The sequence below is a fragment of the Apibacter sp. ESL0404 genome (assembly GCF_019469245.1).
Classification (GTDB): Bacteria; Bacteroidota; Bacteroidia; order Flavobacteriales; family Weeksellaceae; genus Apibacter.
On record NZ_CP048267.1, the window covers coordinates 2,213,543 to 2,239,229 of the forward strand.

General features: G+C 30.3%; 20 protein-coding genes and 1 tRNA gene. 11 read left to right on the top strand and 10 right to left on the bottom strand.

Annotated features, from left to right (window positions below; genetic code table 11):
- Window positions 1-2 precede the first annotated feature (2 nt).
- The 6 genes from GYM72_RS09575 (at window position 3) to GYM72_RS09600 (ending at window position 5,614) form a co-directional block, all read left to right on the top strand.
- A complete protein-coding gene (locus tag GYM72_RS09575) occupies window positions 3-1,136 on the top strand; it encodes a glycosyltransferase (protein WP_220264241.1) in 1,134 nt (377 codons plus the stop codon).
- Entirely contained in the window at window positions 1,112-2,284 is a 1,173-nt protein-coding gene (locus tag GYM72_RS09580; RefSeq protein WP_220264242.1) for a glycosyltransferase, read from the top strand. Before GYM72_RS09575 ends, GYM72_RS09580 begins: the two co-directional genes overlap by 25 nt.
- Before the next feature lie 147 nt (window positions 2,285-2,431).
- Entirely contained in the window at window positions 2,432-3,502 is a 1,071-nt protein-coding gene (locus tag GYM72_RS09585) for a glycosyltransferase (protein WP_220264243.1), read from the top strand.
- Between the two features lie 109 nt (window positions 3,503-3,611).
- Window positions 3,612-4,532 carry a dimethylarginine dimethylaminohydrolase family protein gene (locus tag GYM72_RS09590; RefSeq protein WP_160566149.1) on the top strand — a complete coding sequence of 307 codons (921 nt, stop codon included), beginning with the start codon at window positions 3,612-3,614 and terminating at the stop codon, window positions 4,530-4,532.
- Window positions 4,525-5,469: a citrulline utilization hydrolase CtlX gene (gene ctlX, locus GYM72_RS09595; protein ID WP_220264244.1), complete on the top strand. Its 945-nt coding sequence runs from the start codon at window positions 4,525-4,527 to the stop codon at window positions 5,467-5,469. Before GYM72_RS09590 ends, ctlX begins: the two co-directional genes overlap by 8 nt.
- Window positions 5,470-5,540: 71 nt before the next feature.
- Window positions 5,541-5,614 (top strand) — tRNA-Met (locus GYM72_RS09600).
- Window positions 5,615-5,936: 322 nt separating this feature from the next.
- Here GYM72_RS09600 and GYM72_RS09605 read toward each other — a convergent pair.
- The 7 genes from GYM72_RS09605 to GYM72_RS09635 all read right to left on the bottom strand — a co-directional run bounded on the left by GYM72_RS09605 (window position 5,937) and on the right by GYM72_RS09635 (window position 16,232).
- Window positions 5,937-6,299, bottom strand: a complete 363-nt coding sequence (locus GYM72_RS09605) for a hypothetical protein (RefSeq protein ID WP_146105539.1) — start codon at window positions 6,297-6,299, stop codon at window positions 5,937-5,939.
- A gap of 185 nt (window positions 6,300-6,484) precedes the next feature.
- A complete protein-coding gene (locus GYM72_RS09610; RefSeq protein WP_220264245.1) occupies window positions 6,485-6,715 on the bottom strand; it encodes a hypothetical protein in 231 nt (76 codons plus the stop codon).
- A 16-nt stretch (window positions 6,716-6,731) separates the two neighbouring features.
- A complete protein-coding gene (locus tag GYM72_RS09615) occupies window positions 6,732-7,499 on the bottom strand; it encodes a hypothetical protein (RefSeq protein WP_220264246.1) in 768 nt (255 codons plus the stop codon).
- Between the two features lie 57 nt (window positions 7,500-7,556).
- Complete coding sequence (locus GYM72_RS09620) at window positions 7,557-7,901, bottom strand: hypothetical protein (protein ID WP_220264247.1); 345 nt, start codon at window positions 7,899-7,901, stop codon at window positions 7,557-7,559.
- A gap of 7 nt (window positions 7,902-7,908) precedes the next feature.
- Window positions 7,909-11,487 (bottom strand): DUF6443 domain-containing protein, encoded by a 3,579-nt coding sequence (locus GYM72_RS09625; RefSeq protein WP_220264248.1) that lies wholly within the window; start codon window positions 11,485-11,487, stop codon window positions 7,909-7,911.
- A 43-nt stretch (window positions 11,488-11,530) separates the two neighbouring features.
- Window positions 11,531-14,869 (bottom strand): hypothetical protein, encoded by a 3,339-nt coding sequence (locus tag GYM72_RS09630; RefSeq protein WP_220264249.1) that lies wholly within the window; start codon window positions 14,867-14,869, stop codon window positions 11,531-11,533.
- 22 nt (window positions 14,870-14,891) lie between these two features.
- Window positions 14,892-16,232 (bottom strand): T9SS type A sorting domain-containing protein, encoded by a 1,341-nt coding sequence (locus GYM72_RS09635; RefSeq protein ID WP_220264250.1) that lies wholly within the window; start codon window positions 16,230-16,232, stop codon window positions 14,892-14,894.
- Between the two features lie 630 nt (window positions 16,233-16,862).
- On the opposite strand from GYM72_RS09635, the gene GYM72_RS09640 reads away from it, so the two are divergent.
- Window positions 16,863-17,873, top strand: a complete 1,011-nt coding sequence (locus tag GYM72_RS09640) for an acyltransferase family protein (RefSeq protein WP_220264251.1) — start codon at window positions 16,863-16,865, stop codon at window positions 17,871-17,873.
- 220 nt (window positions 17,874-18,093) lie between these two features.
- Here the strand turns inward: GYM72_RS09640 and GYM72_RS09645 are convergent, their stop codons facing one another.
- Together GYM72_RS09645 and GYM72_RS09650 are read right to left on the bottom strand one after the other, a co-directional pair.
- Window positions 18,094-18,654 (bottom strand): threonine/serine exporter family protein, encoded by a 561-nt coding sequence (locus tag GYM72_RS09645; protein ID WP_160557778.1) that lies wholly within the window; start codon window positions 18,652-18,654, stop codon window positions 18,094-18,096.
- Window positions 18,641-19,414 (bottom strand): threonine/serine exporter ThrE family protein, encoded by a 774-nt coding sequence (locus GYM72_RS09650; RefSeq protein ID WP_160566143.1) that lies wholly within the window; start codon window positions 19,412-19,414, stop codon window positions 18,641-18,643. The genes GYM72_RS09645 and GYM72_RS09650 overlap by 14 nt, the downstream gene beginning before the upstream one ends.
- A 175-nt stretch (window positions 19,415-19,589) precedes the next feature.
- Between GYM72_RS09650 and GYM72_RS09655 the strand changes: the two genes are divergently transcribed.
- The 4 genes from GYM72_RS09655 (at window position 19,590) to GYM72_RS09670 (ending at window position 23,963) form a co-directional block, all read left to right on the top strand.
- Window positions 19,590-20,174: a DUF4136 domain-containing protein gene (locus tag GYM72_RS09655; RefSeq protein ID WP_220264252.1), complete on the top strand. Its 585-nt coding sequence runs from the start codon at window positions 19,590-19,592 to the stop codon at window positions 20,172-20,174.
- A gap of 459 nt (window positions 20,175-20,633) precedes the next feature.
- A complete protein-coding gene (locus tag GYM72_RS09660; protein WP_220233719.1) occupies window positions 20,634-21,977 on the top strand; it encodes a sugar porter family MFS transporter in 1,344 nt (447 codons plus the stop codon).
- Window positions 21,978-21,996: 19 nt separating this feature from the next.
- On the top strand, window positions 21,997-23,007 hold the full coding sequence (locus GYM72_RS09665; RefSeq protein WP_220264253.1) for a LacI family DNA-binding transcriptional regulator: 1,011 nt from the start codon (window positions 21,997-21,999) through the stop codon (window positions 23,005-23,007).
- A gap of 11 nt (window positions 23,008-23,018) precedes the next feature.
- Window positions 23,019-23,963 carry a carbohydrate kinase gene (locus tag GYM72_RS09670; RefSeq protein WP_160542962.1) on the top strand — a complete coding sequence of 315 codons (945 nt, stop codon included), beginning with the start codon at window positions 23,019-23,021 and terminating at the stop codon, window positions 23,961-23,963.
- A gap of 80 nt (window positions 23,964-24,043) precedes the next feature.
- Here the strand turns inward: GYM72_RS09670 and GYM72_RS09675 are convergent, their stop codons facing one another.
- Window positions 24,044-25,681, bottom strand: coding sequence for a fumarate hydratase (locus GYM72_RS09675; RefSeq protein ID WP_220264254.1), 1,638 nt, complete (start codon window positions 25,679-25,681; stop codon window positions 24,044-24,046).
- Window positions 25,682-25,687 lie beyond the last annotated feature (6 nt).

Here is a 25,687-nt window from a genome sequence, read left to right on the forward strand (position 1 = left end):
TTATGAAAAGATTATTATTTATAACATATTCGCTAGGTAAGAAGGGAGGCGTTCAATCTGTTTTAACTAATTTAATGAACGAATTGTGTATTAGATTTGATATAACTGTCTTATGTCTTGACGGTAATGAAAAATTTATTTTTCATTTAGATCCAAAGATTAAATCAGTAGTTTTAAATTCTTTCGGAAATATTAAATCGTTTCGAGCAATGGTATTTATGGACAAATACTTTTCTTGGCTTCCAAAAAAAGAAAACTTTAAAAATTACATTTATCAATATGGCGTTTACTGTTTACTTAAAAAATGGTTGAAAAACAATCAACAGAATTATGATACTATAATAACATGCAGATATACCCTTTCGAGCATGCTGTCAACCATGAAAGGTATAAATAATAAAACACTAGCTTGGGAACATATAAATTATAAAATAGGCGGTTTTTTTTGGTTTACAATCATGCGTCCTTATTATAAAAATTTAAAAGGCATAGTTTATATAAATAAGGAATCAAAAGAACATTATAAAAAAATAAATCCTAATAGTATATTGATAACTAATATTATAGGAGAACCGTATGAAAGTATGCCTTATGTTAGTTTAGAGAAAAAAGACAATTCAATTTTATTTGTAGGCAGATTACATCCTGAAAAAAATATAAAGCAAATAGTTGAAATATATTCAAATTTATCTCATTCAGGTTCATGGAAATTAGTAATAGTAGGAGAAGGAGTTGAAAAAAAATTTTTAGAAAATTATATAAAAGACCATCCTAATTGTAATATAGAGATTACAGGAAACAAAACAAAAGATGAAGTTTGCGAGTATATGAAAAATAGTAAAATACAAATATTAGCATCGGAGACTGAGGCATTTGGTTTAGTATTAGTTGAATCTATGTTTTGTAGTAATGCTTTAATTTCATATGACTGTGAATTTGGTCCGGCCTCCATAATTAATGAAAATAATGGATTTTTAATTAAACCACATGATAAAAAAGATTTTACGGAAAAGTTGCAATTATTAATAGATAATGAAAATTTATTAAAAAAATTAAATATTTCTTCGTATCAAGAATCTCAAAAATGGAAAAAAGATAATATTTTAAACTTATGGGAAAAATTGTTAAACAAGTAAATAAAAAAAAGAAAATACTCATAAGAATAGGTTCATTAAGACATGGTGGAGCTGAAAAAGTTTTAGTAACCTTTTTAAAAAATTTACCCAAAGATAAATATGATATAGATCTGCTTTTAAATCTTAAATCAGGAAAATATTTAAAAGATGTCCCTTCATGGATTCCCATATACCATCTACATAAAGGAGAAATGATAATTACTAATAAGCCTTGGGAAATACCCATAAAAGCTTATAGAAGATCTTATGAAGAAATATTAAAGTTATTTCCAAAACTTCTTTATAAATTCATTTTAAAAAAACAAGATTATGATATTGAATTAATAGCCAATCATAGACTTTTAGAAGAAGTTCTGAAAAGTCCTATTAAATCTTCTAAAAAAGTTGTCTGGGTTCATAATGATTTATTTAGTATATCTGATTATACACCGAAACGATTAAAAAACTTTTTCAAAGCAAATGAAATTTGGGTAATATCAGATAAAATAAAGTCTGGATTTGAAAAATTAGCTTCAACAAAAGAAGATCTTGATAAAATAAATAAAATTTATAATCCCATAGACGCAGAAGAAATTATAAATAAATCAAAAGAACAAATTAACTATAATTTCAAAAAAGAAGAAGGAGAAAAAATATTTGTTGCCGTAGGAACGGTAACTCCACAAAAAGGCTTTGACAGGCTTATTAAAGTGCATAAAAAAATTCTTAATGAAGGTTTTAAACATAAAATTTATATAGTTGGAGATGGATACTTTAAAGATTTAATAAGCCTCATTAAATCTTTGAAAGTTGAAGAAACTGTAACTTTAGTCGGTTATCAAGAAAACCCGTATCCTTTTTTTAAAAATTCAGATTATTTTATCTTATCATCCCGTTATGAGGGATATCCAACCGTTTTATTTGAAGCGCTAACCTTAAAAAAGCCTATAATAGCTACCGATGTTTCCGGTGTTAATGAAATATTAGAAAATGGAAAATTAGGGAAAATCGTTGAAAATTCTGAAGAAGGTATTTACAAAGGAATGAAAGAATTCTTAACAAATTCAAATATTACCAGTAAATATATCGAAGAAATGAACAATAATGATTTGCCCTTTATGCTTATAAATGCTGTTAATCATTTAAGCAATAGTTTAGATAATTTATAAATAAGACAATATTATTTAAATTAATTATAAAAGGAATAAATTATCAATAAAACATTTCACCTAAAATTATTTAAAATTTCATAGTAAAATATTATTAAAATCCTTACAAAGAGATATATAGGATAATTATATTCGATTAAATCATAAATGAAAACCATACTATTTATACTTCCGGATTTAAATATGGGCGGGGCGGAAAGAATAATTACTTTGCTTATAAATAATTTGGATAAAAATAAATTTACTCCAAAGCTCCTTTTAATGAGAAAAGAAGGATATTATCTTGAGCTTTTAGATAAAAATATTGAAATTATAGATATAAAAACATCTCGAATAAGAAATGCATTTTTTCCCATAATTAAAGTACTTAGAACATTAAAACCCGATATTGTTTTTGGCGGTTGGGGTGAAGTATCGGCCTATTTAGCCCCCATAATACCCTTTTTTCCTAAAATACGTTTTATAGCAAGAGAAACCAATATAGTTTCTCAACATGTAACCCGACCGGAAATAAGATTTTTTTATCGTTTTTATAATAATTTTGATACAATCATTGCACAGAGTGATGATATGAAAAATGATCTCATAAACAACCTAAAAATACGTGAGAAAAAGATTATAAAAATCAATAATCCGGTGGATGTAGATGCAGTTGAAGCAAAATCACTCGAACTTATGAATTTTCCATTTTTCGAAGGCTATAAAAATGTAGTGGCTATCGGCAATCTTTCTTATCGTAAAGGCTTTGACAATCTATTAAAAGTTTTTTCATACCTAAAAAATGAAAATATATTTTTATATATCATAGGAGAGGGTGACGATAAAGAAAAATTGATAGAATTAAAAGATTCTTTACAAATTAAGAATGTAAAATTTTTAGGAAAAATAACTAATCCCTATCCATATTTAAAAAATGCAGATTTATTTATCCTCTCTTCCAGATATGAAGGTTTTCCCAATGTATTGTTAGAAGCAGGAGCTACCGGAACATTTTCATTAGCAAATAATTGTAAAGGAGGAATTAATGAAATAATTGAAGAAAATGTCAACGGAAGAATTATTTCCATTGAAGATCATAAAAATTTTGCAGAGGAGATAAAAATAACATTAAGTAAAAAATACGATAAAAATCGTATAAAAAATTCCATAAAAAATAGATTTTCAAAAGATAAGATCATTTACCAATATGAAAAAATTTTCGAAGCTAATAAAAACTAACTTAGGCGAATAAAGCCCGTTAACATAAAGTAAAACTCCTTAAAAATAAATTTTCTGTAAATTTGAACTAACTTTGATTTTTTTTAATCAATTAACTAGATGAAATATTATGCAGCTCAACATAAAAAATGAAACATCAAAGCTGAAAGTGGTTGTTCTGGGTCAACCCTGTTCTATGGGAAAAACACCGGAACTAAATGAAACTTATGATGCAAAGTCTTATGAAAACGTAAAAAACAACAGTTACCCTATAGAAGAAGACGTAATACATGAAATGAAGGAATTTAAAAAAGCCCTTCAAAAATATGATGTTACGGTTTTATCTCCCGAAATTTTAAAAGATTATAACCAAGTATTTGCAAGAGATGTAGCCTTTGTTATAGAAGATAAGATCATTATATCTAATATGATTGCAGATCGAGCAGAAGAACTCTATGCTTATAAAGAAATATTCAAATCCATATATTTTCAGAATATTTATAATCTTCCTAAAAAAGCAAAAGTTGAAGGAGGGGATATTATACCTCACAACGATGTTGTTTTTTGCGGAGCTTATGAAGGAAAAGACTTTGCGAATATTAAAACAGCGAGAACAAACCAATATGCTATAGATTACTTAAAAGATTTATTTCCTAATAAAACCTTTATAAATTTACCGTTAAAAAAAGATGATAAAAATCCGAGAAACGGAATTTTACATCTCGATTGCACCTTTATGCCTGTTGGAAAAGATAAAGCTATTCTTTACAAAGGAGGTTTTGCAAATGAAAAAGACTATCATTTCTTACTTGATTTTTTTGGCACAAATAATGTCTTTGAAGTAACTGACGAAGAATTGTATTACATGAATACTAATGTATTTTCCATTTCACCGGAAGTGGTTATTTCGGAAAATAAATTTGAAAGGCTTAATAATTTTCTGGAAAACGAATGGAATATAAAAGTAGAAAAAGTTCCATACCATGAAATATCAAAAATGGGAGGCCTTCTAAGATGTTCCACTTTACCTTTAATACGTACAAATGAGTAATAAGCAGATAACAAATACCGTATTGATGATAGAACCCGTTTCCTTTGGGTATAATTATCAAACAGCAAAAAATAATTTCTTCCAACAAAATGATTCGGTTTCTGTAGAATCTATTCAAGAAAAAGCAAAGGAAGAATTCAGAAATATGGTTGATAAACTTAGAAAATTCGGAATAAATGTTTTGGTTGTTAAAGATACGGAGCAACCGCATACACCGGATTCCATTTTTCCAAATAACTGGATTTCTTTCCATTCAGACGGTAAAGTAGTGCTTTATCCTATGTATGCTGAAAATAGAAGAGTAGAAAGAAGAGAAGATATATTAAATAGTATAGAGAAGGAAGGATTTATAATTAATGAAATAATAGATTACAGCCGGGCTGAAGAGGAAGATATTTTTTTAGAAGGAACCGGAAGCATGGTATTGGATCGTACTAATGAAATCGCCTATGCTGCCATTTCAGAAAGAACCAACGAAGAACTTTTTATAGAGTTTTGTGAAGATTTGGAATTCTCACCTGTAGTTTTTCATTCTACACAAGAAAAAAATGGTAAAAGATACCCGGTGTATCATACCAATGTAATGATGAGCGTAGCAGAAGATTTCGCCATAATTTGTAAAGAATCCATCCAAGATGTAAAAGAAAGAAAACTAGTAATAGACTTTTTACAAACTACGAAAAAGGAGGTAATTATCATTTCAGAAGAACAAATGAATCATTTTTTAGGAAATACCTTACAACTGGAAAACGATAAAAAAGAAAGATTTTTAGTAATGTCCAATACAGCCTATCAATCCTTGAATCCAGGTCAAATAAATGCCATAAATAAATACAGTCAAATATTGGTATTTGATATTCCCACAATTGAAAAATACGGCGGCGGTGGCGTACGATGTATGTTAGCAGAAATATTTTTACCTAAAGCAGAAAGTTAAAAATCGGCTTTTACTATTAAATAATTTTGTAAATTAATGAAATCCCGTTATATTTGCACCTCCAATTAATTGGCGAGGTAGCTCAGGTGGTTAGAGCGTTGGATTCATAACCCAAAGGTCGGCAGTTCAAGTCTGCTCCTCGCTACAAAATTATAACCCTCATATAGAATTATGAGGGTTTTTTATATAAGAGACATTCCTATTATCCTTTATTTTCATTCATTATTGAAATCTAAATAAGCTCTGTAAATAAAATCCCATTATAGTAAATTTTCCTTTATTTTAAATAGAATTATTTACTTCCCATAAATTTGTTATTATAGTTACTCTTTGGATATCCTATGACTATAGTCTATTCCACAACGAAGAAATTGAGTCGTTAAATCTGTAGGACAAAGAATATAGGATGCAAAAAACATAAAAAATTTTTACTTCTTAATGAGGATTTTTTTATTATTAATGAAATTTTAATCATTTAATAATGCTAAAGAAGATATATCATGATAATATATTTTTATTCTCCCTTTATCATCTTTTTTTAATTTAAAAATTTCAGTTGCTGAATCTTTCTCATATATTACCGTATAAACAAATCCATACTCTGAATAAGATTGGGTTCCGCTTACAACTCTGGTTTCCCATTTATCTAATTTATAATCAATCAAATTTCCCAATTTATTTTTCAATGAGTTGTGGATTTTATGCAGTTTATCTTTCGAAATTTTTGTATAAAAATCAATACTATATAAGCTGTCATTAGATGTAACAGATTCGTAAGCAAGGTTATAAAAATATACTTTTAATATTTTTTCTGCTTCCTTTTTATCCATATTATTATTAGTATGGACAAATGTACATGAAGTAACCAAAAACAATAAATATATTAGACTTAAATATTTCATCATTTATAAACTTTACCTTCACATTCCCAAGGAAAACTTAAAATAGTATCTTTCTTGTGAATATAAAAAACTAATTCCCATTTTCGTTTAATTATAGTATCTCCCACAGACATTTAATCGCTATATTGTGTCCACCAATTATCATCATCTCTACATTTACAATATTCTCCAGTTTTCAAATGAATACCTTCTGCATTAAGATATCTAGTATCGAAAAACGGCATTTTTTTAATAATCAATAAACATTCTTTTTTTCTGTCATAATTTGCCAATTTTTCACAGTCAGGGCTTAAGCAAGAACTTAATAGACTAATTCCCAATAATAAAATAATTATCTTTTTCATTAAACAATAATTACTATCACTTTATTTTTTCATAAAAATATAAAGTATCGCTTTGCTTAAGACTAGGAACTTGCCCTATGGCTGTTGATCTTAAGATAGGAGATCCTTTTTTAGGATTTAACAAAATATACCCTTCAATACTACTATTATTATAGTATTTAGGATCGATGAACCATTTATTCTTAGAAATCGATGTAACTTTATTTTCACCAATAAATAAATATCTTGCATCATAGCAACAAGAATGTAGGTTTAAATAAATTTTACCCGCTTCTTTTGATATTTTTATATAATTACTTTGAGATAAATCAATACTTTCGTCATGTTTATAGCTTATAATTTGCGTAAGTAACAAACTACCGGAAGTGGTCAAATAAAAATAATAGAATTGAGATAATTTACCTTTATCAAAAATAATCCAGGTATCAATTGGTAAAAAATCCTCACTTTTTCTTTTTTTTCCTAAATCTAATAAAGTTCCCATGGAATGTAAACTAAGATTGTTCTTATTATAAAATTTAGATAAAAAAATATGATTTCCTTTATCCTCAAGTACAGATATAAAAGGGTCATCTTTAAAAATAGTACTATCTTTTTTATTTAATAAATAAGTAGTAAAATCAACAGAATCATTTTTATAATTTTCTATTTTATAAACATTTCCTTTATTATCAAAATACTGAATCTGTTTATTATCCTTATTAATTACTAATATATTCTTTTCTTTTGTACAATTAAATAGTAAGAAAATACAAATTAATACTATAAATTTGTTTAAAATCATTTTTAATTCATCATAAAAAGCGCATAAAAAACCCTTTTAAAATAGAAGCAATAAAATTTATTGATACACTTTACCCTCACATTCCCAAGGAAAACTTAAAATAGTATCTTTTTTATGAATATAAAAAACTAATTCCCCTTTTCGTTTAATTATAGTATCTCCCACAGACATATAATCGCTATATTGTGTCCACCAATTATCATCATCTCTACATTTACAATATTCTCCAGTTTTCAAATGTATACCTTCTGCATTAAGATATCTAGTATCGAAAACCGGCATTTTTTTAATAATCAATAAACATTCTTTTTTTCTGTCATAATTTGCCAATTTTTCACAGTCAGGGCTTAAGCAAGAACTTAATAGACTAATTCCCAATAATAAAATAATTATCTTTTTCATTATCTTTTTATTTATTGTTAAACCAATTACTTAACTGGCGAATACCATTGCTTAATCTAAAAGTTTCGGATTTAGAAACCGCAACACCCGCTCCAAACCCCAATCCGGCATTTATTCCCATTGTTTTTACACCTGATTTAGCAGGTGTTAAAGAGTCTGTTGCAGACGTTGAATACATACCTCCCACCAAAAAGGAGCCTTCCCAGCTAACATCCGTTCCGGCAATACCTTTTAAAACATCTTTATTATCCCCATAGTTATCATGAAAAGCAAATTGAGCCCCGGTTTTTACCCCCGGTATGCTCGGTTTTATTCCCAGGCTACCTCCTGTTCCCACAACTAAAGCCGCATCGCCGTTGGCCACCGCAATTCCAATACTGAAGCTTGCTTCTCCAAAGATTCCTTGAAAAGAAAAGCCATAGCTGAAGCTAAATGCATCCGGCTTATAAGGGCTATATCTTCCATATTGACCACTTGCTACTGCATGGTTGTATGCACCGGATATATAATCCGGTAAAAAAGAATTATTACCCACCACTTCAATAGGTTCAAGGTCGTTATAATTAATTTGGTTTCCTCCATAATCCACATCATAATTGGTACCGTTTACCCCTTGCCAATAGCCTCCGCCATTATCTCCGGGGATCCAATTCCAAGAACCCATAGCATCAGTCCAATTGCCCGAATCTAAAATTTTATCATCAGCATTAGGTGGGGGATCGTCAAATTTAGCCGCCTCCATACCATTCGGATCAATAAAGGTTATAGGATTATTCAAAGCATAGCAATATAATGAAGATTCATAAAATTTCTCGGCCATCGGATCCGGGGTAGACCATCTTCCGATCGCCGGGTCGTAATTACGCGCGCCGTAATCGTATACATTTATGTCCATTTCATCTTGCAGCTCCCTTCCGTTATATTTAAATTTATATTCCCTTTGGTCATTTCTACTGTTATAACCCCTGTGCTTAAGACCGAAAGGATAATAATTGCTTTCTTCCAAAATTTGTGGCTTTCCTGTACTTATATTTTTTGTATAGCTGATCCTCACATTCCCTAAATGATCCGTATAATTATATACATACGAATATGTTCTTCGTTTGTTTTTTTCTGTATTCAAAACATAGCCTTCCGCATGGGAGAAAAATAATAATCGTCTGTTCGTTGGAAAACGTGAACAAGAATTATGTTTTTCATTGTATTGGAAACCGTTCAGATAATCAGTGATTTCAAAAGTACTGCAATTAGAAGGAGTAGTTACTCTTTTTTGCATTTTTATCCCTCCGGCATCGTAAAGATACTCAATTTCTCCAGTATTAGTTATAATTTTTTCGGGCAAATTTAAATGATTATAACTTATGGAAATAATACCTTTATTTTTATCCGAAGTTAAATTCCCGTTAGAATCGTAAGTATAATCATTTCCCCGGTTGTTTCTGTCCGTAAAACCTCCGGGATGTGAGGAATCATCTCGGACCGAAAGCAATTTATTGCTTCCTGCTTGGTAGGTAAAGAAGATTTGATCGATAAGCACAAGATTCAGGTCGTTATCCCCATATCTTTTAATTCGCTGTATATTTCCGTTCTTGTCGTACGTTATAAATCGGGTATTATAGTTTCCGGGAAAAGGAACGGTACTCTCCGGTTTATTGTAAAAGGCATCCGTTAATCGGTTCATGTCATCATAAACATAAGAATATTCCCTCAAAATATTATCTGTAGATGTTCGCCAGTAAGTTTCTGCAATAGAACCGTTATACATGGGCTTAATCTGGTTATATATATTACTAAATAAATGTTCATAATTATTTTTTAGGGCAAACAAGCTGTTGTTTCCATAGGAATTAAGATTATTGACATTATTAATATCAGTTAACCAACCTCGAATATTATAGGAATAATTTATTTTTTGTAAAGGATTTACTTTATCGTTGTTTCCTACTTTTTTGGTTATTAATTGTCCCAATTCATCATAAGAATTTTGAGCTAAGAATTCTTTATCTCCTCTATTGATTTGATGGGTATGAGTCAATAATCTTTCCTGAGCATCATAACTATATTCTTCTTTTATACTTATATCCGGATCATTACTGCTGCTATCCTTATGCGTGGTTATACTATATTGGATTAATCCGCGGAATGGATCTAATTTATAATCCTTTTGAGTGTATCCACCCAAGTAATTTTTAGATAATAAGCGCACCACTCGGTTTTTACGGTCGTAAAATGTGTAATTTTTATTCCATGATTGGGCTTTCAATATTTTCGAATATGAAGCAGTTATGCATCCCTTAAGTCTTTTATTGGCATCATCTGTTAAAATGGGTTGGCCTTCCACCATAGTAGTGTGGGGTGCTGAAATTCCTTCATAACTGTCGTAGTAATTTACAGTTAAAATTTCTTCCCCTGGGTTTCTTAGGATAGGAAAAGCATGATTGCTGTAACCTAAGTATTTAGTATTTTTAAGGTCTCTTTCTTCATTATTCTCTTTGAAGCTGTAAACCAGATTTTGTAATTGAACCCGTGTATAACCTGCAGCATAATAATATCCGGTATAAACCACTCTGCCAAATTTATCGCATTTGGTATACAGCCATTGACCGTTCTTTCGTTGTTCGGAATCTTGCACGGCTACTAACCTATCTTGCTTGTCATATACAAGGTATTCCCAGCCTTTACCCGGTAATTTTTTTTCCACCTGTCGATTTCTTTCATCGTATCGATATTGATATCCCAGCTCATTGAGAGCTTCTTGGTGTATTATATCGTGATCTGAAAGAAGGGGAGGAAGCACATAGGAAAGATTGCCATAAAGATCATATATATAATATGTATCGTGATTTTGGGATTTATTGTACGTTCTCTTTACTATCAATTTTCCTTCCTTATCTTTGAACTCTTCGGTTGTATGATTTTGCCCGTCAGCCGGTTTCCAGTTTTCATCTTGAATAACCGTCTTATATAAAGATCCGGCAGGATAGTAGCCATTCATATGTAAAGAAGGGATTAATTGAGCATCCAATTGAGTTCGGAAAAATTTTACTTCATTAGCACGGTTGGTTTGATATTTAAATTTGATTTCATGGCCGCTTCCCATCTTCCAGACATCTCCCGGAGCCGCCTGTTTTAACACCCGATTTAAAGGAGATTTTTCCAATTCCTTTTCCGAATAATAATAATGTGTATGGTAGCTATTTGGATTGCCATAATAAGAATTATACACGCTTAGAGGGTCTGCAACTAAGTTTCCCGAAGAACCCGAAGTGGGTACAGGAAGAAAATCCTTAACGCTTCTTCCGAATTCATCGTATTCGTAATGTACGATAATATCTTTACCTAAAGGAGAGGCTCCTACCTGAACCGTTTGTTTTTCTCTTCCTAACCCATCATAATAAACAATAACGGTTTTCTTAGCTCCCGATTCTCCTTTTTCTGATAAATATTCTGTGTTTTTAATATAATTTTCTCCTACAGTTTGTGCCTGTATCGGTAAAGAAATGGAAAATCCTACTAATAAAGACAAAATCGAAAAAAGTTCATGTACTTTTTTTTGGTTTGATAAAAGATCAATTTGATTTTTCATAGTTTTTTTATTTTTTTACTTCATACGAATCTTCCACACATTTTTAATTTTTTCTAAAATGATATTCATAGCTTTTAAGAAGCTTACCATCTTGATCTCTAATTTCTTTAAGTCGGCCCATGGCATCATAAGTATAATACTCTCTAAGCCCGTTGGGTAATCCCATGGAAGTCATGCCTATTAAAGGTTTATGCGTATAAGTGGTGACCATGGCATCTTTCATTGCTTCATTAATTCTTAGCTGTTCCAGCAGACTTATAATGGTATTTTGATCTTCAGGATACTGGGTACTCTTACTTTGTAAAGTGGTTATGATGTCCTTAATGGCAGCGTTTCCGGATATAAGGGATCCATACCCGACTCCTTCAATTTTAGCTAATGGATATTGATCGTTATATCCCCAGATAATGGATACTGGAAGACCATTTTCCGGTGTATATTGTATAAGATTACCCGATTTATCATATCGGTCATAAGTAATCTTTTTTTCTTCAGAATAGCCTCCTTTGGCAGAATATACGTATTTAGGAAGAATCAATTTTTGGGTGCTCTTATCTTGGGTATACTCCGTACGGGTTTGAAATACAGGCCTTTCCTTTCCATCTTCTTTACGAAACACTTTAGTAATTACTGGAGTAGAAATACGGTTTTCCCAAGTTAATTGGGCCATTATTGAATTAGAGTCAGTAAAATCGAAAGGATATTTATAATAAGAAATAACTTCATTTATTGGATCTTTTTTAATTTCTTTTTTTAATAAAGGATAGCGTTTGTCATATTCATATTCAATAGTAGATTGTATTAATCCATGATCAACATATTCTTTGCTTTCTTTTTTAGTGACTAAATTACGTTCGTTTCTAAGAGTTATCCTAAAAATATCTTCTAAACTTCCAACGCTGCTCTGAGTGGGTTGTTTCGACATAATAAATGATTTACGAAAATCAAAAGAATTTTCATCAAATAATTTATAAGTGTAAGTATATTCATTTTTTTGTAAAATCTGATTCTTTTGATTGTAAGTAATTTCTTTTAATAGTTTTCCTCTTCTTATATCGTTATCAGTATAGGCAATACCCGGATATTGACTATTCCTGGCTAAGATTTCATTTGTTTTATTCAGCAGTTTTTCTTTCTCATTGGGATAATTTGAGGGAGAAGAGTAATAATATTCTTTAAATCCGTTACCTTCTTCTCTTTCAATAATTTTGGAATATCCAACAAAACTACCTTTTGTTAGTTCAATTTCAGATTTGCTTCTGTCATAAAAATAAAAAAACAATTCTTTTTGTGCCGGATAGCATTTTTCTGTGCATCCGTCCATTGGATCATATTCATAACATTCATCACACCAGGCTTCCGAATTTAAATAACTTCGGATATCTCCATATTTTGGAATATTATTTATATAACCGGAAGAAATATTATTTTGATTTTTATATTCATAAGAAAAGATTCTATACTTTCCCTTATCGTCTTTTATCTTTTGCTTTTTAATTCTTGCTCCTCCTGCTATAATTTCATTTCCTAGTAAATTAAATTTGTGATTTTCATATTCAAATTCTACGCTGCCTCCGGTAGGATAGGTTATTTTTTTTAACATACCCAATAATGAGTACGAATTAGCAGCTAATGATTGATCTCCTTTAATTTGCAAACAAGAACTGTTAGGCAGAGAAAAGGGTAAAATTGAATATTGATATTTTCCCGGGCAAAAATACATAGTTGATTTAGAAGGATAATTATGTTCAATTCCCCAATTATCTTTAATGGTAATTATTTTAGCCCCATTTTTGTTATAAAAACCTAAATAATCCTTTTCTAAAGATTCAACTTTAGGAAGAGGTTCAGATTCATCATATTCAAAAGTATATTTTTGCTCAATTTTGGAAGTATTTACATTTAATAAGTTTAAGCCAATAAGTTTTAATCGTTTACATTTTGGTGTATTGCATAATTCTTTAGAGACGAAATACGAATATTCAAATTGATAATGTTTGATACGATTTCCTTTCAGATCACTAATAATTATATCGGTTAAAGCATTTTCATCCTTTTTATCTAACCGCTTTTTATTGTATAAAAATTTAACTTTGCCTTTATCCCAACTTATTTCTTTTATTTTTTTTTGTTGAATTAATTTATTAAAAATAACTTCCGGGCATTCTATCCATTTGTAAACGGCTTCAAAATCCGGTGATATGTCTTCTGTTTGTATAATATGATTTTGGGCACTACCAAGTTCCATATTTAAAGAACTCAAAGAATTTTGATGTATTCTACTTTTAAATTTATACATATACTTGGAATAAACCTCATTGGATACTAGAGTATTATAAGTAAAACTAATTTGCTTATTGGTGGAAGGATCATATATTGAATTTAAATGCCATACAGATTTTTTTAAAGAATGATTAAAACGAGCAAAGTCTTTTGCTGTATTGAAGAATGTAATATATGGATTGGGCATTTCTTCAGCTCCGATATACAAGGGTATAGTCTCAATTAAGTCATAGTCATTAAAATGATGAACTAATCCCTTATTATCAGTAATTTTAAAATCAGTATAATCCTTAGGCTTGTTATATTTCCAACTTTCATTTTTAGTATAATTGGTCATCTCATCATTTCGTTCACGAGAATTTAAACCGAAAACAGTTTCTCCATCAAACCCGATATAATTTTTAACATTTTCATAAGAAAATTCATTATAGTTAACATTTTCAATTTTAATTCCGCTTCCATCAATTACTTTAGGCTTATATTTTGTATATGAATTACCTTTTTCAAAATGAAATTTCGAAGATAAAGAAGGAGAATTAACTAAAAATAAATCAGGTAAAGCGTCTTCGGAAGCATAATACCTATTAAATGGGGAAATAAAATTAGTTATTTGTTTAAGGTCAGAATATTCTTTTAAATACCCTTTATGGGTTAAGTAGTTACCAATAGGCTTTAAATAAGTATCTCCTTCTCCATACCAATCAAATTTATAATCGATGTTAAATTTCATCGTATGGTCATCTAAATCCTTAACAATACGTAAGATATTGCCTCCGGCATTTATTACCCAATTCATTCCGACGTTTGCTGCTTCATCATCAATTTTAATTCCTTCTGCATTATAAGATAGTGTTATGGGAACGGTAATATTGCCTGATTTTATTTCATATAACGGTATTTCAACTTTGATTTTTCCGGTATATAAATCAGCAGGTAAAAAATTTATTTTTTGGAAAGTCATTACCTCTGGAGTAGTATAAATTTTATCTTCTTGTAATATATTATTAACGTTCAAACTTTCAAACGAGGAATAGCCAACATCCTGACCCTTTATAATAAAACAAAGAAAAAGGAAACTTAGTACTAAAGTTATTTTCATGGTATTTAGACATTAAATTAGTTTAAATTTTTAAAATTTTTAGGGTGTGGGTTCTTTCATTGGAAAGTGTAATAGAAAGTATGTAAACCCCGGGGGTATACTCTCCTAAGTCAATAGGAGTAGTGCCGGATTTAATTTTATTTTGTTGAAGTAATTTTCCGGTAATGTCATGTACATATATAGTTTCTGTTCCGGAAAGTTCTTTATAAATAATCACATTTACAAATCGCTCTGTAGGGTTCGGATAAGCGTCCATTTCTTTTATTTCAAAAGTTTTGAAATGATCATCTTCATTTTGTAATTTAACTATCCAAAAATCTGTCTGACCATTGGTTTCAACAGTTTTATCATTCCCCTTAGGGGAATCGGATGTTCCGGCTAAAAGTAAATATCCGTCCGTAGTTTCAACTGTATTTTGCAGCCAATCTCTTTTGGGACCTCCTAATTGTTTTCTCCAGATTTCATCTCCGGATTCGCTTATTTTTATAACGAGATAATCGCTTTGTATCTCTCCGTTAGTATTACTTTGAATAGTATTTCCTGAAATTAAAATATTTCCTTTTTTGGTTTCTTTTATTTTATTCGGAGTGTCAATCCTACCGATATCAAAGCTTTTTTGCCAAAGTATTTCGCCCTGTCTATTTGTTTTAACCAACCATATATCTGAACCGTTTCCCTGTAAGGCAGTTTTATTTCCTTCTTGAGGTGAATTAGAGCTCCCTGCAAGTAAATAATTTCCATCAGACGTTATAATTAAGTCCATAAGTTCATCATCTAAATGTCCTCCTATTGTCTTGTCCCAAAGTTTATAACCATTATGATCTAACTTAACTAACCAGAAATCTCCTTGCCCCATCGTATTCTCAGATTTTTCTCCACTTTTTGGAGAATTGGAATAACCGGCTAGAATATATCCGTCTGATGTAGCTTTGATTCTTCTTAAAAGATCGTATCCGCTCCCCCCTAATGTTTTTTGCCATTCAATCTGACCTTTGGAATCTAGTTTACAAATCCAAAAATCCATAGCCCCACGGGAATCTTCCAATTTTTCATAGGAGGGGGGAGAATCGGAAGATCCCCCAACTATATAACCACCATCCCATGTCTGTTCTATAGATAAAAGCTTATCAGAACCTGTCCCTCCTAATGTTTTTTGCCATTCTTCATTACCGTAAGCGTTTAATTTTATGATCCAATAATCGTCTTCTCCACGACATGAATCTTTTTTATCTCTAAAAAATGAGGAATAAGAGCTGCCTCCTAAAATATAACCTCCATCGCGAGTTAGATTAACACTATATAAATAATCCGAGCGATCTCCCCCTAATTTTTTCTGCCATTCTAATATACCGGAACGGTTCATTTTCCAGAGGAAGTAATCTAAACTGGAATTTTTATTTTTAAAATGAGAATCGGTAAGATCAGATGATTTGGATAAAGAACTACCAGCTAATAAAAAACCATGATCCGGCGTTGATATTATGTCAAAAAGATAATCACCTTGTTTTCCACCAATACTTTGTTGCCACTATATTTTTTGAGAAAAGATAGGAGTTGAGGGAAAAAGAAATAAAAAAAAATAAACAACAAATGGTGTTGATCTTATATAAAAATAAATATAATTCATAGTATGATTAGTTTTAAATTTAATGTAAAAATATATATTTTATTAATATAAAATAAACATTTTTTAGATTTTTATTTGTTTAAGTGTTTTTTATCATTACTTTTCACTCATAAATATTATATGAATTGCATTAACATTTTATATGTATATTTGACCAATTTTTATAAAATATAGAAGCTTTTAACCTTTGGAAATGCTGGTAAATAAAGTAAATATTTATCTATATGAAGTTGGAGATTTTTATAAATTTTAAGAATATTTAAATTTATAATTAACAGTCGGATCTATATGTTTATAAACAGATCATTATATTTTAAATTAAATTTATTATACAAATAGTTTATTATTAAATAATTTTATTTTTTTATGGAAAGGAATAAATCTTTAGATTCCGCTAAGTTCATTTTAATATTTTTTGTTGTATTAGCACATACTTGTGAATATGATTTATTTACATCTAAAATCAAACTTTTGATTTACATTTTTTCTTCAACCTTTACAATACCCTTGTTTATAATCATTTCAGGTTATTTCTCAAAAAATTTAACATGGGATAAGTTTAAAAAATTCTTCTTAGGCTTTGTTTTAGTATATTATTTATTTCAGCTTTTTTATTCAATCCCCTCTATGGCTGCCGGACATTTCAATATAGTACGATATATACTATTACCCATAGGTCCGCTCTGGTATCTTGCGGGATTAATACTTTGGAGATATTTTATAATACTAATAAAAAAGTTTCATATACCGGCATGGGCAAGCTTACTAATTTCAACTGCTATTTCGTTATCGGTTGGATTTATAAAGATAGATCCTATTTTACATCCTGATTATGTTTCTGCATTAAGAATCTTGGTTTTTATACCTCATTTTTTTGTAGGATATTATGCTCCACAGGATATATGGTTTAGAATAAAAAATATTAAAAAAATATATTCCGTATTATTTTTTACAATTTTTGGTATTTGGGTTTGTTTATATGGTACAACCTATCATGCATTCACAACATTTGGTGGATATTCCTATAGTGTATTTCCTACCATTACCGATGGATTAGTTCAAAGGATTATTTTTCTTGTTTTTGCCATATTTAGTTCAGCAGCATTTTTTAATATCATTCCGGATACATTCTATAAATTTGGTTCCGCTAGTTTGGGTATCCTTTTACTACATATTATGATTGTATATCCTGTATATTGGGGGATAGTTACTAAACATTTTAGTCATATATCACTTATAGTAGATATATTAGCAACTATAACAATTACTTTAATATGTCTGTTTTTAACTAAGCTAAAAATTATTCAATTAATAATGAATCCTTTGAAATTAATTGAAATGATTTTTTCAAAATATAAAAAGGTAATTAATAAATAAAATAAAAGTTCATAAAAAACAATCATATAAAACTATATGATTGTTTTTTACTAAATAATATTAAACTAACAAAAACGAATTGAAAAATTATTTATTAAAAAATTAAAATGTTTAATTTCACTTTGTTTATAACTCAATTAAAGTATATGAAGATAAATCAAATATAATCAGTTAAATAATTTATTATATCATAAGACTTTCAATTTGCTTAACATATCATTTATTCATTTTTCTTCTTAATATGAACCAGTTTATTAAATAATAATTGATTAAGATTAGTTTGTTTAACTGATCTGGTTTTAAAAATTAACAAAGGAAAAACAACACCAAATGCAAGTGATAATAAAGTAAACCCTGTACGAGTAGCTTTTTCAAGCATTTCTACTAAATAATTAAATTGCAGAGGTTCCCCTTCTTTTAAAGTCATAACCTCGATCAAAGAAATCATAAACTCATAACCCATTTTACCGGGAATAATATTAATGACAGCGGGAATCGTAAATACAATAGGAGGGGTGTGTACTCTATGAGCGAAATATACGCCGGATATACCTACTAAGCTGGCAGCGGCAAAACTTGAAAATACAATTTGATTTTCAAAATAATGTAATAAAACAGCTCGGCAGCTAAACCCCATAGCTCCTAACAAAGCCACCACCCACATCGAACGGTAAGGCGTTCTAAATATAACGGCAAAGCCTATGGATACCCACATAGACCAAAATACTTTTTCCCAAATAGTTACATTCTCACAAACGGTAAAAAAATTAATTAAATCCATATCCAAATAAAAATAATGATAAAAATAGGCCCATAGCGATAACAAAAATTAACATTGATCCGTGTATTCCCCTGGCAATGCCTTGTGTAACATATCCTTCTAAAATATCTATGAAAGAATTAATTAAAGGCACACCCGGTATTAAAAATAAAACACTGGCAGCAAAAGCACTTTTAAGATCAAGACCGGTGATTAATCTAAAAATATTCACCACAGATACGGCAGTAAAAGAAGCAATAGTAAAAATTATAAAAATGTTGAATTTTTTTTGAGTTAAAAATTGTCTGGAAAGGATTCCCAAAACAGTCGCAAGGAAAGTTATAAAAAACTCAATCCAACTACCATTAAGAATCCTGCATAAACTAGCTCCGGCAAGACCTACAAAAAACCAAATGGCGGGTTTTGGGTAATGATTAATTGTCTTTATAGAATTAAATTGTTCATTAACGGCATTCACATCCATTTGTTCATGAATCACTCTCCATGATAATATGCTGATCTCGGAAACAATTTCAAAATTTACTCCAATATGAGGTATAGCACGAACTATAGTATGCATAACATGAGTTTTCTTATCTCTCACACTAAGTACAACGCCTGATAACGAAAAAAATAAATCAGCTTCATAACCAAGAGCCCCGGCTATTCTTTGCGTATTTTTTAATGTTCGCGAAGTATTAGCACCATTCATGATAAGGCTTATAGCAATATCAGAAATAACTTCACTTACAAATTTTATTTCGATTGAAGTATCAGTCATAAAGAAGTATTAATTAACAGGTGTAAAATTATAACAAGGAAGTAGAGTTTTGAGATAAAATAACGTAAACCTGATAACAATCACATAAAAGGTACATAATTTAGATAGGCAAGTAAAATATGACTAAAATATTAGTAAATTTGTTACTTATGTTGAATGTAAATTATATAAATATATGAAATCACATTGGCTGTTATTTATTTTACTAATTACATTGGTTTCATGTCAAACCAATAATCTATCAGTAGATTATGATTCAGGATATAATTTTTCTACAGTAAAAACCTATAATTATTATGCAGATAATAAAGTAAAACTTAATAATAAAATAGACAGTACAAATTTTATGAAAAACCTGGATGCGGTGTTGCTTTCCAAAGGTTTAATAAAAGATGTTGATAACCCCGATGTTTATGTAGCCGTGGAAGTTTATACCCAACTTACACACCCTGCCAACAGTTCGGTCAATTTAGGAATTGGAGGAGGAAGTGGTTGGTTTGGATTAGGTACTAATGTAGATATTCCCATAAATAATAATAATAATAATAAAATTGTTGATTATTCGTTTAAAATCGATTTTGATGATGCAAAAACCAAGAATTTAGTTTGGACATCAAAAGTTGTAGATTCTAAACCTTTTAATACCTCTACCGCTTCTAGAGCTTCCTTTTATAATTCATCAATTAATTTGTTGTTTAAGAAATATCCGCCTAAGAAAATTACAAAATCCAAACCAAGCAAAACGAACTATTACAATTAGTTTAAATTTAATGATATATACCCCTATATTAATATAGGATATTAGTACAAAGAATTATTAGGTTAAGATTATATAGCTTTCTTAAGTAAGTTTGTATGATGTTTTTAACATATAAGAATTATAAAGCATATTTAAATCTATAGCAAATGTTTAAACGTTTAAACAATATATTCAGAAAGATAAAAGATTTATATTTTTTAAACTAAATATCTTTTTAAAATTAAAGAATCATTTTTTCAACCTAACAATATTTAAATTTAAGAATTCATTTTCGTTTACATTTAATAAAATTATTTTTGAATCATTTGAAAAAATAAGAGGTATAATTATGTATTATCAATCTCCACACCTATAAAAATATTATCATTCTTTAATATGATATAACTCATTTCAAATAAAATCATTTAATCGGTTAAATGATATAATTTTACTGCATGAAACCACAAACATAAATGTAATATGAATACAAAATATCTATATTGGATTACTTTCGTTGCAGTAAACGGAGGTCTATTATTTGGTTTAAATATGGCAGGAATTGCCGGAGCCAATGATCTCATAAAGCAAGATTTCAGTTTAAGCGATAGCGGATTAGGTACGGTTGCCAGTTTTTTAATGATTGGTTGTTTAATTGGAGCTTTTTTTACCGGTAGTATAGCTGAAAAATACGGTCGTAAAAATGTTATGATCATTACAGCAATTATATATATAATTTCTTCTTTAGGTTGTGCTTTTGCAACCAGCTTTATAGGATTAACTATTTTTAGGGTTCTTTCCGGTTTCGCTGTAGGAGCTACTTCAGTAGTAGGCCCCATGTATATTTCAGAAATCTCTCCGGCCAATAAAAGAGGAACGTTGGTATCATTCAATCAATTTGCAATAACCATCGGTATCTTTTTAGCCTATGTTTTTGATTATTTCTTGATTAATTTAGGTCAAGAAAGTTGGAGGTTTATGTTGGGAGTTCCAGCCCTGTTCGGAATTATTTTTTTACTATATTTAGTATTCTCATTTCCGGAAAGTCCGCGCTGGCTCTTAGCTAAGGGAAAAAAAGACGAAGCCGTAGAAATTCTTAATAAAATAGGAGGAGATAGTTATGTTAAAAACGAACTTCCTGAAATGGAAAAATCCATAAATGCTGAAAAGAACAAAGAAAAAGCCAGCAGTAAAGAATTATTTAACGGAAAGACTGGCAAAATAGTTGCAATAGGAACCCTTATAGCAGCATTCCAGCAGATTACCGGTATAAATGCTGTATTAATATTTGCACCGGATATTTTCCGTTCTGCCGGAGTAGGTGGAGATACAGCTTTACTTCAATCCATGATCGTGGGAATTGTAAATGTATTAATGACTATAGTTGCCTTGAAATTAGTGGATTCTAAAGGTCGTAAAACTCTTTTATTATGGGGAGCTTTTGGAATGGCTGTTTCTTTAGGATATTTGACATATGCTTTCTTACAACCTGAAAAAAATAGTATGGGAGTTTTAATAGCCTTATTAGGATATATCTCCTTTTTTGCTGCATCCTTTGCTCCGGTAATGTGGGTAATTATATCCGAAATTTATCCTAATAGAATTAAAGGATTAGCAATGTCTTTTTCAACTGCTGTTAGCTGGGGTTGTACATTTTTAACTGTATATTTTGCACCAATTATACGAGCAAATTTAGGAGACAGTGCATTATTTGGAATTTTTGGAATATTTACTGTAATTGCCTTTATTTTTGTTAAATTTTGGATTCCGGAAACCAAAGGAAAATCTTTAGAACAAATTGAAAAAGAATTAGGGCTTATTGACTAAGCTATAAAATACAATTACTATGAAAAGAGTTTCAATTAAAGATGTTGCTTTAAAAGCAGGGGTTTCGACTGCGTTGGTTTCATATGTTTTGAACGGTCGTCATACCGATAGAATAAGTAAACTAACAGCAGAAAAAATAAAAAATGCAGCTAAAGAACTGAATTACCGACCCAATAGCATAGCGCGAAGTCTCAAAGCCAAAAAAACTCATACCATTGCCTTGTTGGTTGCAGATATTGCCAACCCGTTTGCTTCTCAAATAGCAAGGATTATTGAAGATGAGATAAGCAGCAAAGGATATGTAATATTAATTGGAAGTTCCGATGAAAACGCAGAAAAATTGCAGCAATTAATAGATATTTTTCTTACCAGACAGGTAGATGGTTTTATAATTCTACCGGTAGAAGGCTCAGAAAAGTATATATTGGATTTAGCTAAAACCAATGCTCCGATAGTTTTAATAGACAGATATTTTAATAATAATATGGAAATACCCGTAATTACTACTAATAATTACGGAGCATCCTATCAAGCCACAGAACATTTAATAAAAAAAGGAAAAAAGAACATAGGCATACTATCATTTCAAACGGAATTAATTCATATAAATGAAAGAGTAAATGGTTATAAAAGAGCTGTGTTGGATAGAGGTTTAACTATTAAATCAGAAAATATAAAATACATTAATGAAGCGGAAATAGATATAGAAGTTTCCCATGCTATAGATGAATTACTTTCAAAAGAAGAACCCATTGATGCCTTATTTTTTGCAACAAATAAATTAGCGTTGGCAGGACTTAAAAAACTAATGACGTTAAACATAAGAATACCCGACGAATTAGCACTAATTACTTTTGATGAATCAGAAGCCTTTGACATTTTTAAAGTACCGGTAAGTCATATAAAACAACCTTTGTATGAAATATCCAAAGAAGCTGTAGAAATAATTACCGGCATGATTGAAGATAAAAATTTAAAATTCAAACCGAGAGTGTACAACTCCAAATTAATAATAAAACAATCTTCTTAATAAGATATATAATGAAAAATAATATGAATACGAAGCCCATCATTTGTTTTGGAGAAATATTATGGGATATATTCCCATCAGGAAAGAAAATAGGAGGAGCTCCATTTAATGTTGCATATCATCTTAATAAAATGGGTGTTGATGGAAGAATGATTAGTTGTGTTGGAAATGATGAATTAGGCAGAGAATTGCTTAACAAAGTACAAGAAGCAGCGATTCCGACAGAAGAATGCCAGATAAGCGATAAATACAACACAGGGACTGTAATAGCAGAAATAGATAAAAATAACGAAGCTCATTATACCATTGTAGAACCCGTAGCTTGGGACTTTATAGAGTGGAAAGATGAATATGAAAATTTAGTAAAGAATTCACAAGGATTTGTATTTGGAAGTTTAGGAAGCAGAAATAATTTATCCAAAAACACTTTGTCAAAATTAATTGAAGTTGCGCCATATAAAGTTTTTGACATCAATCTACGACCCCCATATATTTCTCAAGAATCGATTATCGATTTTATGAAAAAAGCCGATTTAGTAAAGATGAATAAGGCAGAATTAAGGCTTTTGTTAGAATGGGTGGGGAAAGAATATACATCCGAAGAAGATGCCGTTAAATATGTTCGTAAAACATTCTCTTTAGATGGACTAATTGTAACCAAAGGAAGTAAGGGAGCAGTATATTGTGATCAATATCAATATATATATTCAGAAGCTATACAAGTTGAAATTAAAGATACAGTCGGTAGTGGTGATTCTTTTCTGGCTGGATTTTTAGCTAAACGAGCTCAAGGATTCTCAAATTTAGATGCTATGAAAGAAGCAATAGCTTTGGGTGCGTTTATAACCAATCACATAGGAGCATGTCCGGTATATGATTTAGAAGAATTTCAAAAATTCAAACAGGACAAATCGATAAACAGTAACACATTTATAGAAGATCAAACAATCAATTAGCATACACTAATCTTATATCTATATAGATAAAAAGCAGCTTATATTATTAAGCTGCTTTTTAAATATAAAGATAAAATTAATTAGCAGTTACACGAAGTATTTTTTATCTGTTGAAAAAAATCATTACCCTTGTCATCCACGAGAATAAAAGCAGGAAAGTTCTCAACCTCTATTTTCCAAATAGCTTCCATTCCCAGTTCGGGATACTCCAAACATTCTAAATGTTTAATATTAGTTTGTGCAAGAATTGCAGCAGGTCCCCCTATACTTCCTAAATAAAAACCGCCGTATTTATGGCAAGCGTCTGTAACCTGTTGGCTTCTGTTTCCTTTTGCAATCATAATTAAGCTGCCTCCATGGGATTGGAAAGAATCCACATAAGAATCCATTCTTCCGGCAGTAGTAGGCCCCATAGATCCTGAAGCATACCCGGCAGGTGTTTTAGCCGGTCCGGCATAATAAATAGGATGATCTTTTATATATTGCGGTAACTCTTCTCCATTATCCAATTTTTCTTGCAGTTTCGCATGAGCGATATCCCGTCCTACAATAATAGTTCCGGTTAAAGATAATCGAGTAGAAACAGGATATTGAGACAATTCGGAAAGAATCTCTTTCATCGGTCGATTTAAATCAATCGCAACACCTCCGGCTTCTCCTGCCTTTTGATATTGTTCAGGAATTAATCGGGCAGGATTATCTTCCAATTTTTCAATCCAAATACCGTCTTTATTTATTTTTGCTTTAATATTTCGATCGGCAGAACAAGAAACACCCATTCCAACCGGACAAGATGCTCCGTGTCTTGGTAGTCGTATAACCCTGATATCATGAGCAAAAAATTTACCTCCGAATTGTGCACCTAACCCTAATTCACGAGCGGCATTCAATAGTTTTTTTTCCATTTCAAGATCCCGAAAAGCACGTCCGCCTTCATTTCCTGATGTTGCCAAGTTATCATAATATTTAGTTGAAGCAAGCTTAACTGTTTTCAAGTTAGTTTCAGCCGATGTTCCTCCAATTACAAAAGCAATATGATAAGGAGGACAAGCAGCAGTACCCAACGATTTCATTTTTTCTACTAAAAAAGGAAATAATTTATCGGGATTTAATAATGCTTTAGTCTCTTGATATAAATAAGTTTTATTTGCTGAACCTCCACCCTTTGCAACAAATAAAAATTTATATTCCTGTCCGTTTACAGCATATAAATCTATTTGAGCGGGAAGATTGGTTCCTGTATTCACCTCTTTATATAAGTCTAAAGGAGCATTTTGAGAATAACGCAGATTATCAGTTGTAAAAGTATTATATACTCCCTTAGATAAAGCTTCTTCATCATTTCCTCCGGTCCATACCTGTTGTCCCTTTTTTCCCATTATAATGGCTGTTCCGGTATCTTGACAAAAAGGAAGAATTCCTTTAGCTGCGATTTCAGAATTTCGTAAAAAAGTAAGAGCTACGAACTTGTCGTTTTCACTGGCGCTCGGATCTGATAGTATACTTGCTACTTGTTTTTGATGTTCCGGACGAAGTAAAAATTCAACATTATGAAATGCATGTTGAGCCAGAAGAGTTAAACCTTCCGGTTCAATTTTAAGAATTTCTTTTCCTTCAAATGTAGAGGTTGATATATAATCTTTAGTTAATAAATAGTATTCTGTAAAATCTTTTCCTTGTTCAAAAGTTTCTTGATACTTAAAATCCGGTGTTGCCATATAGTA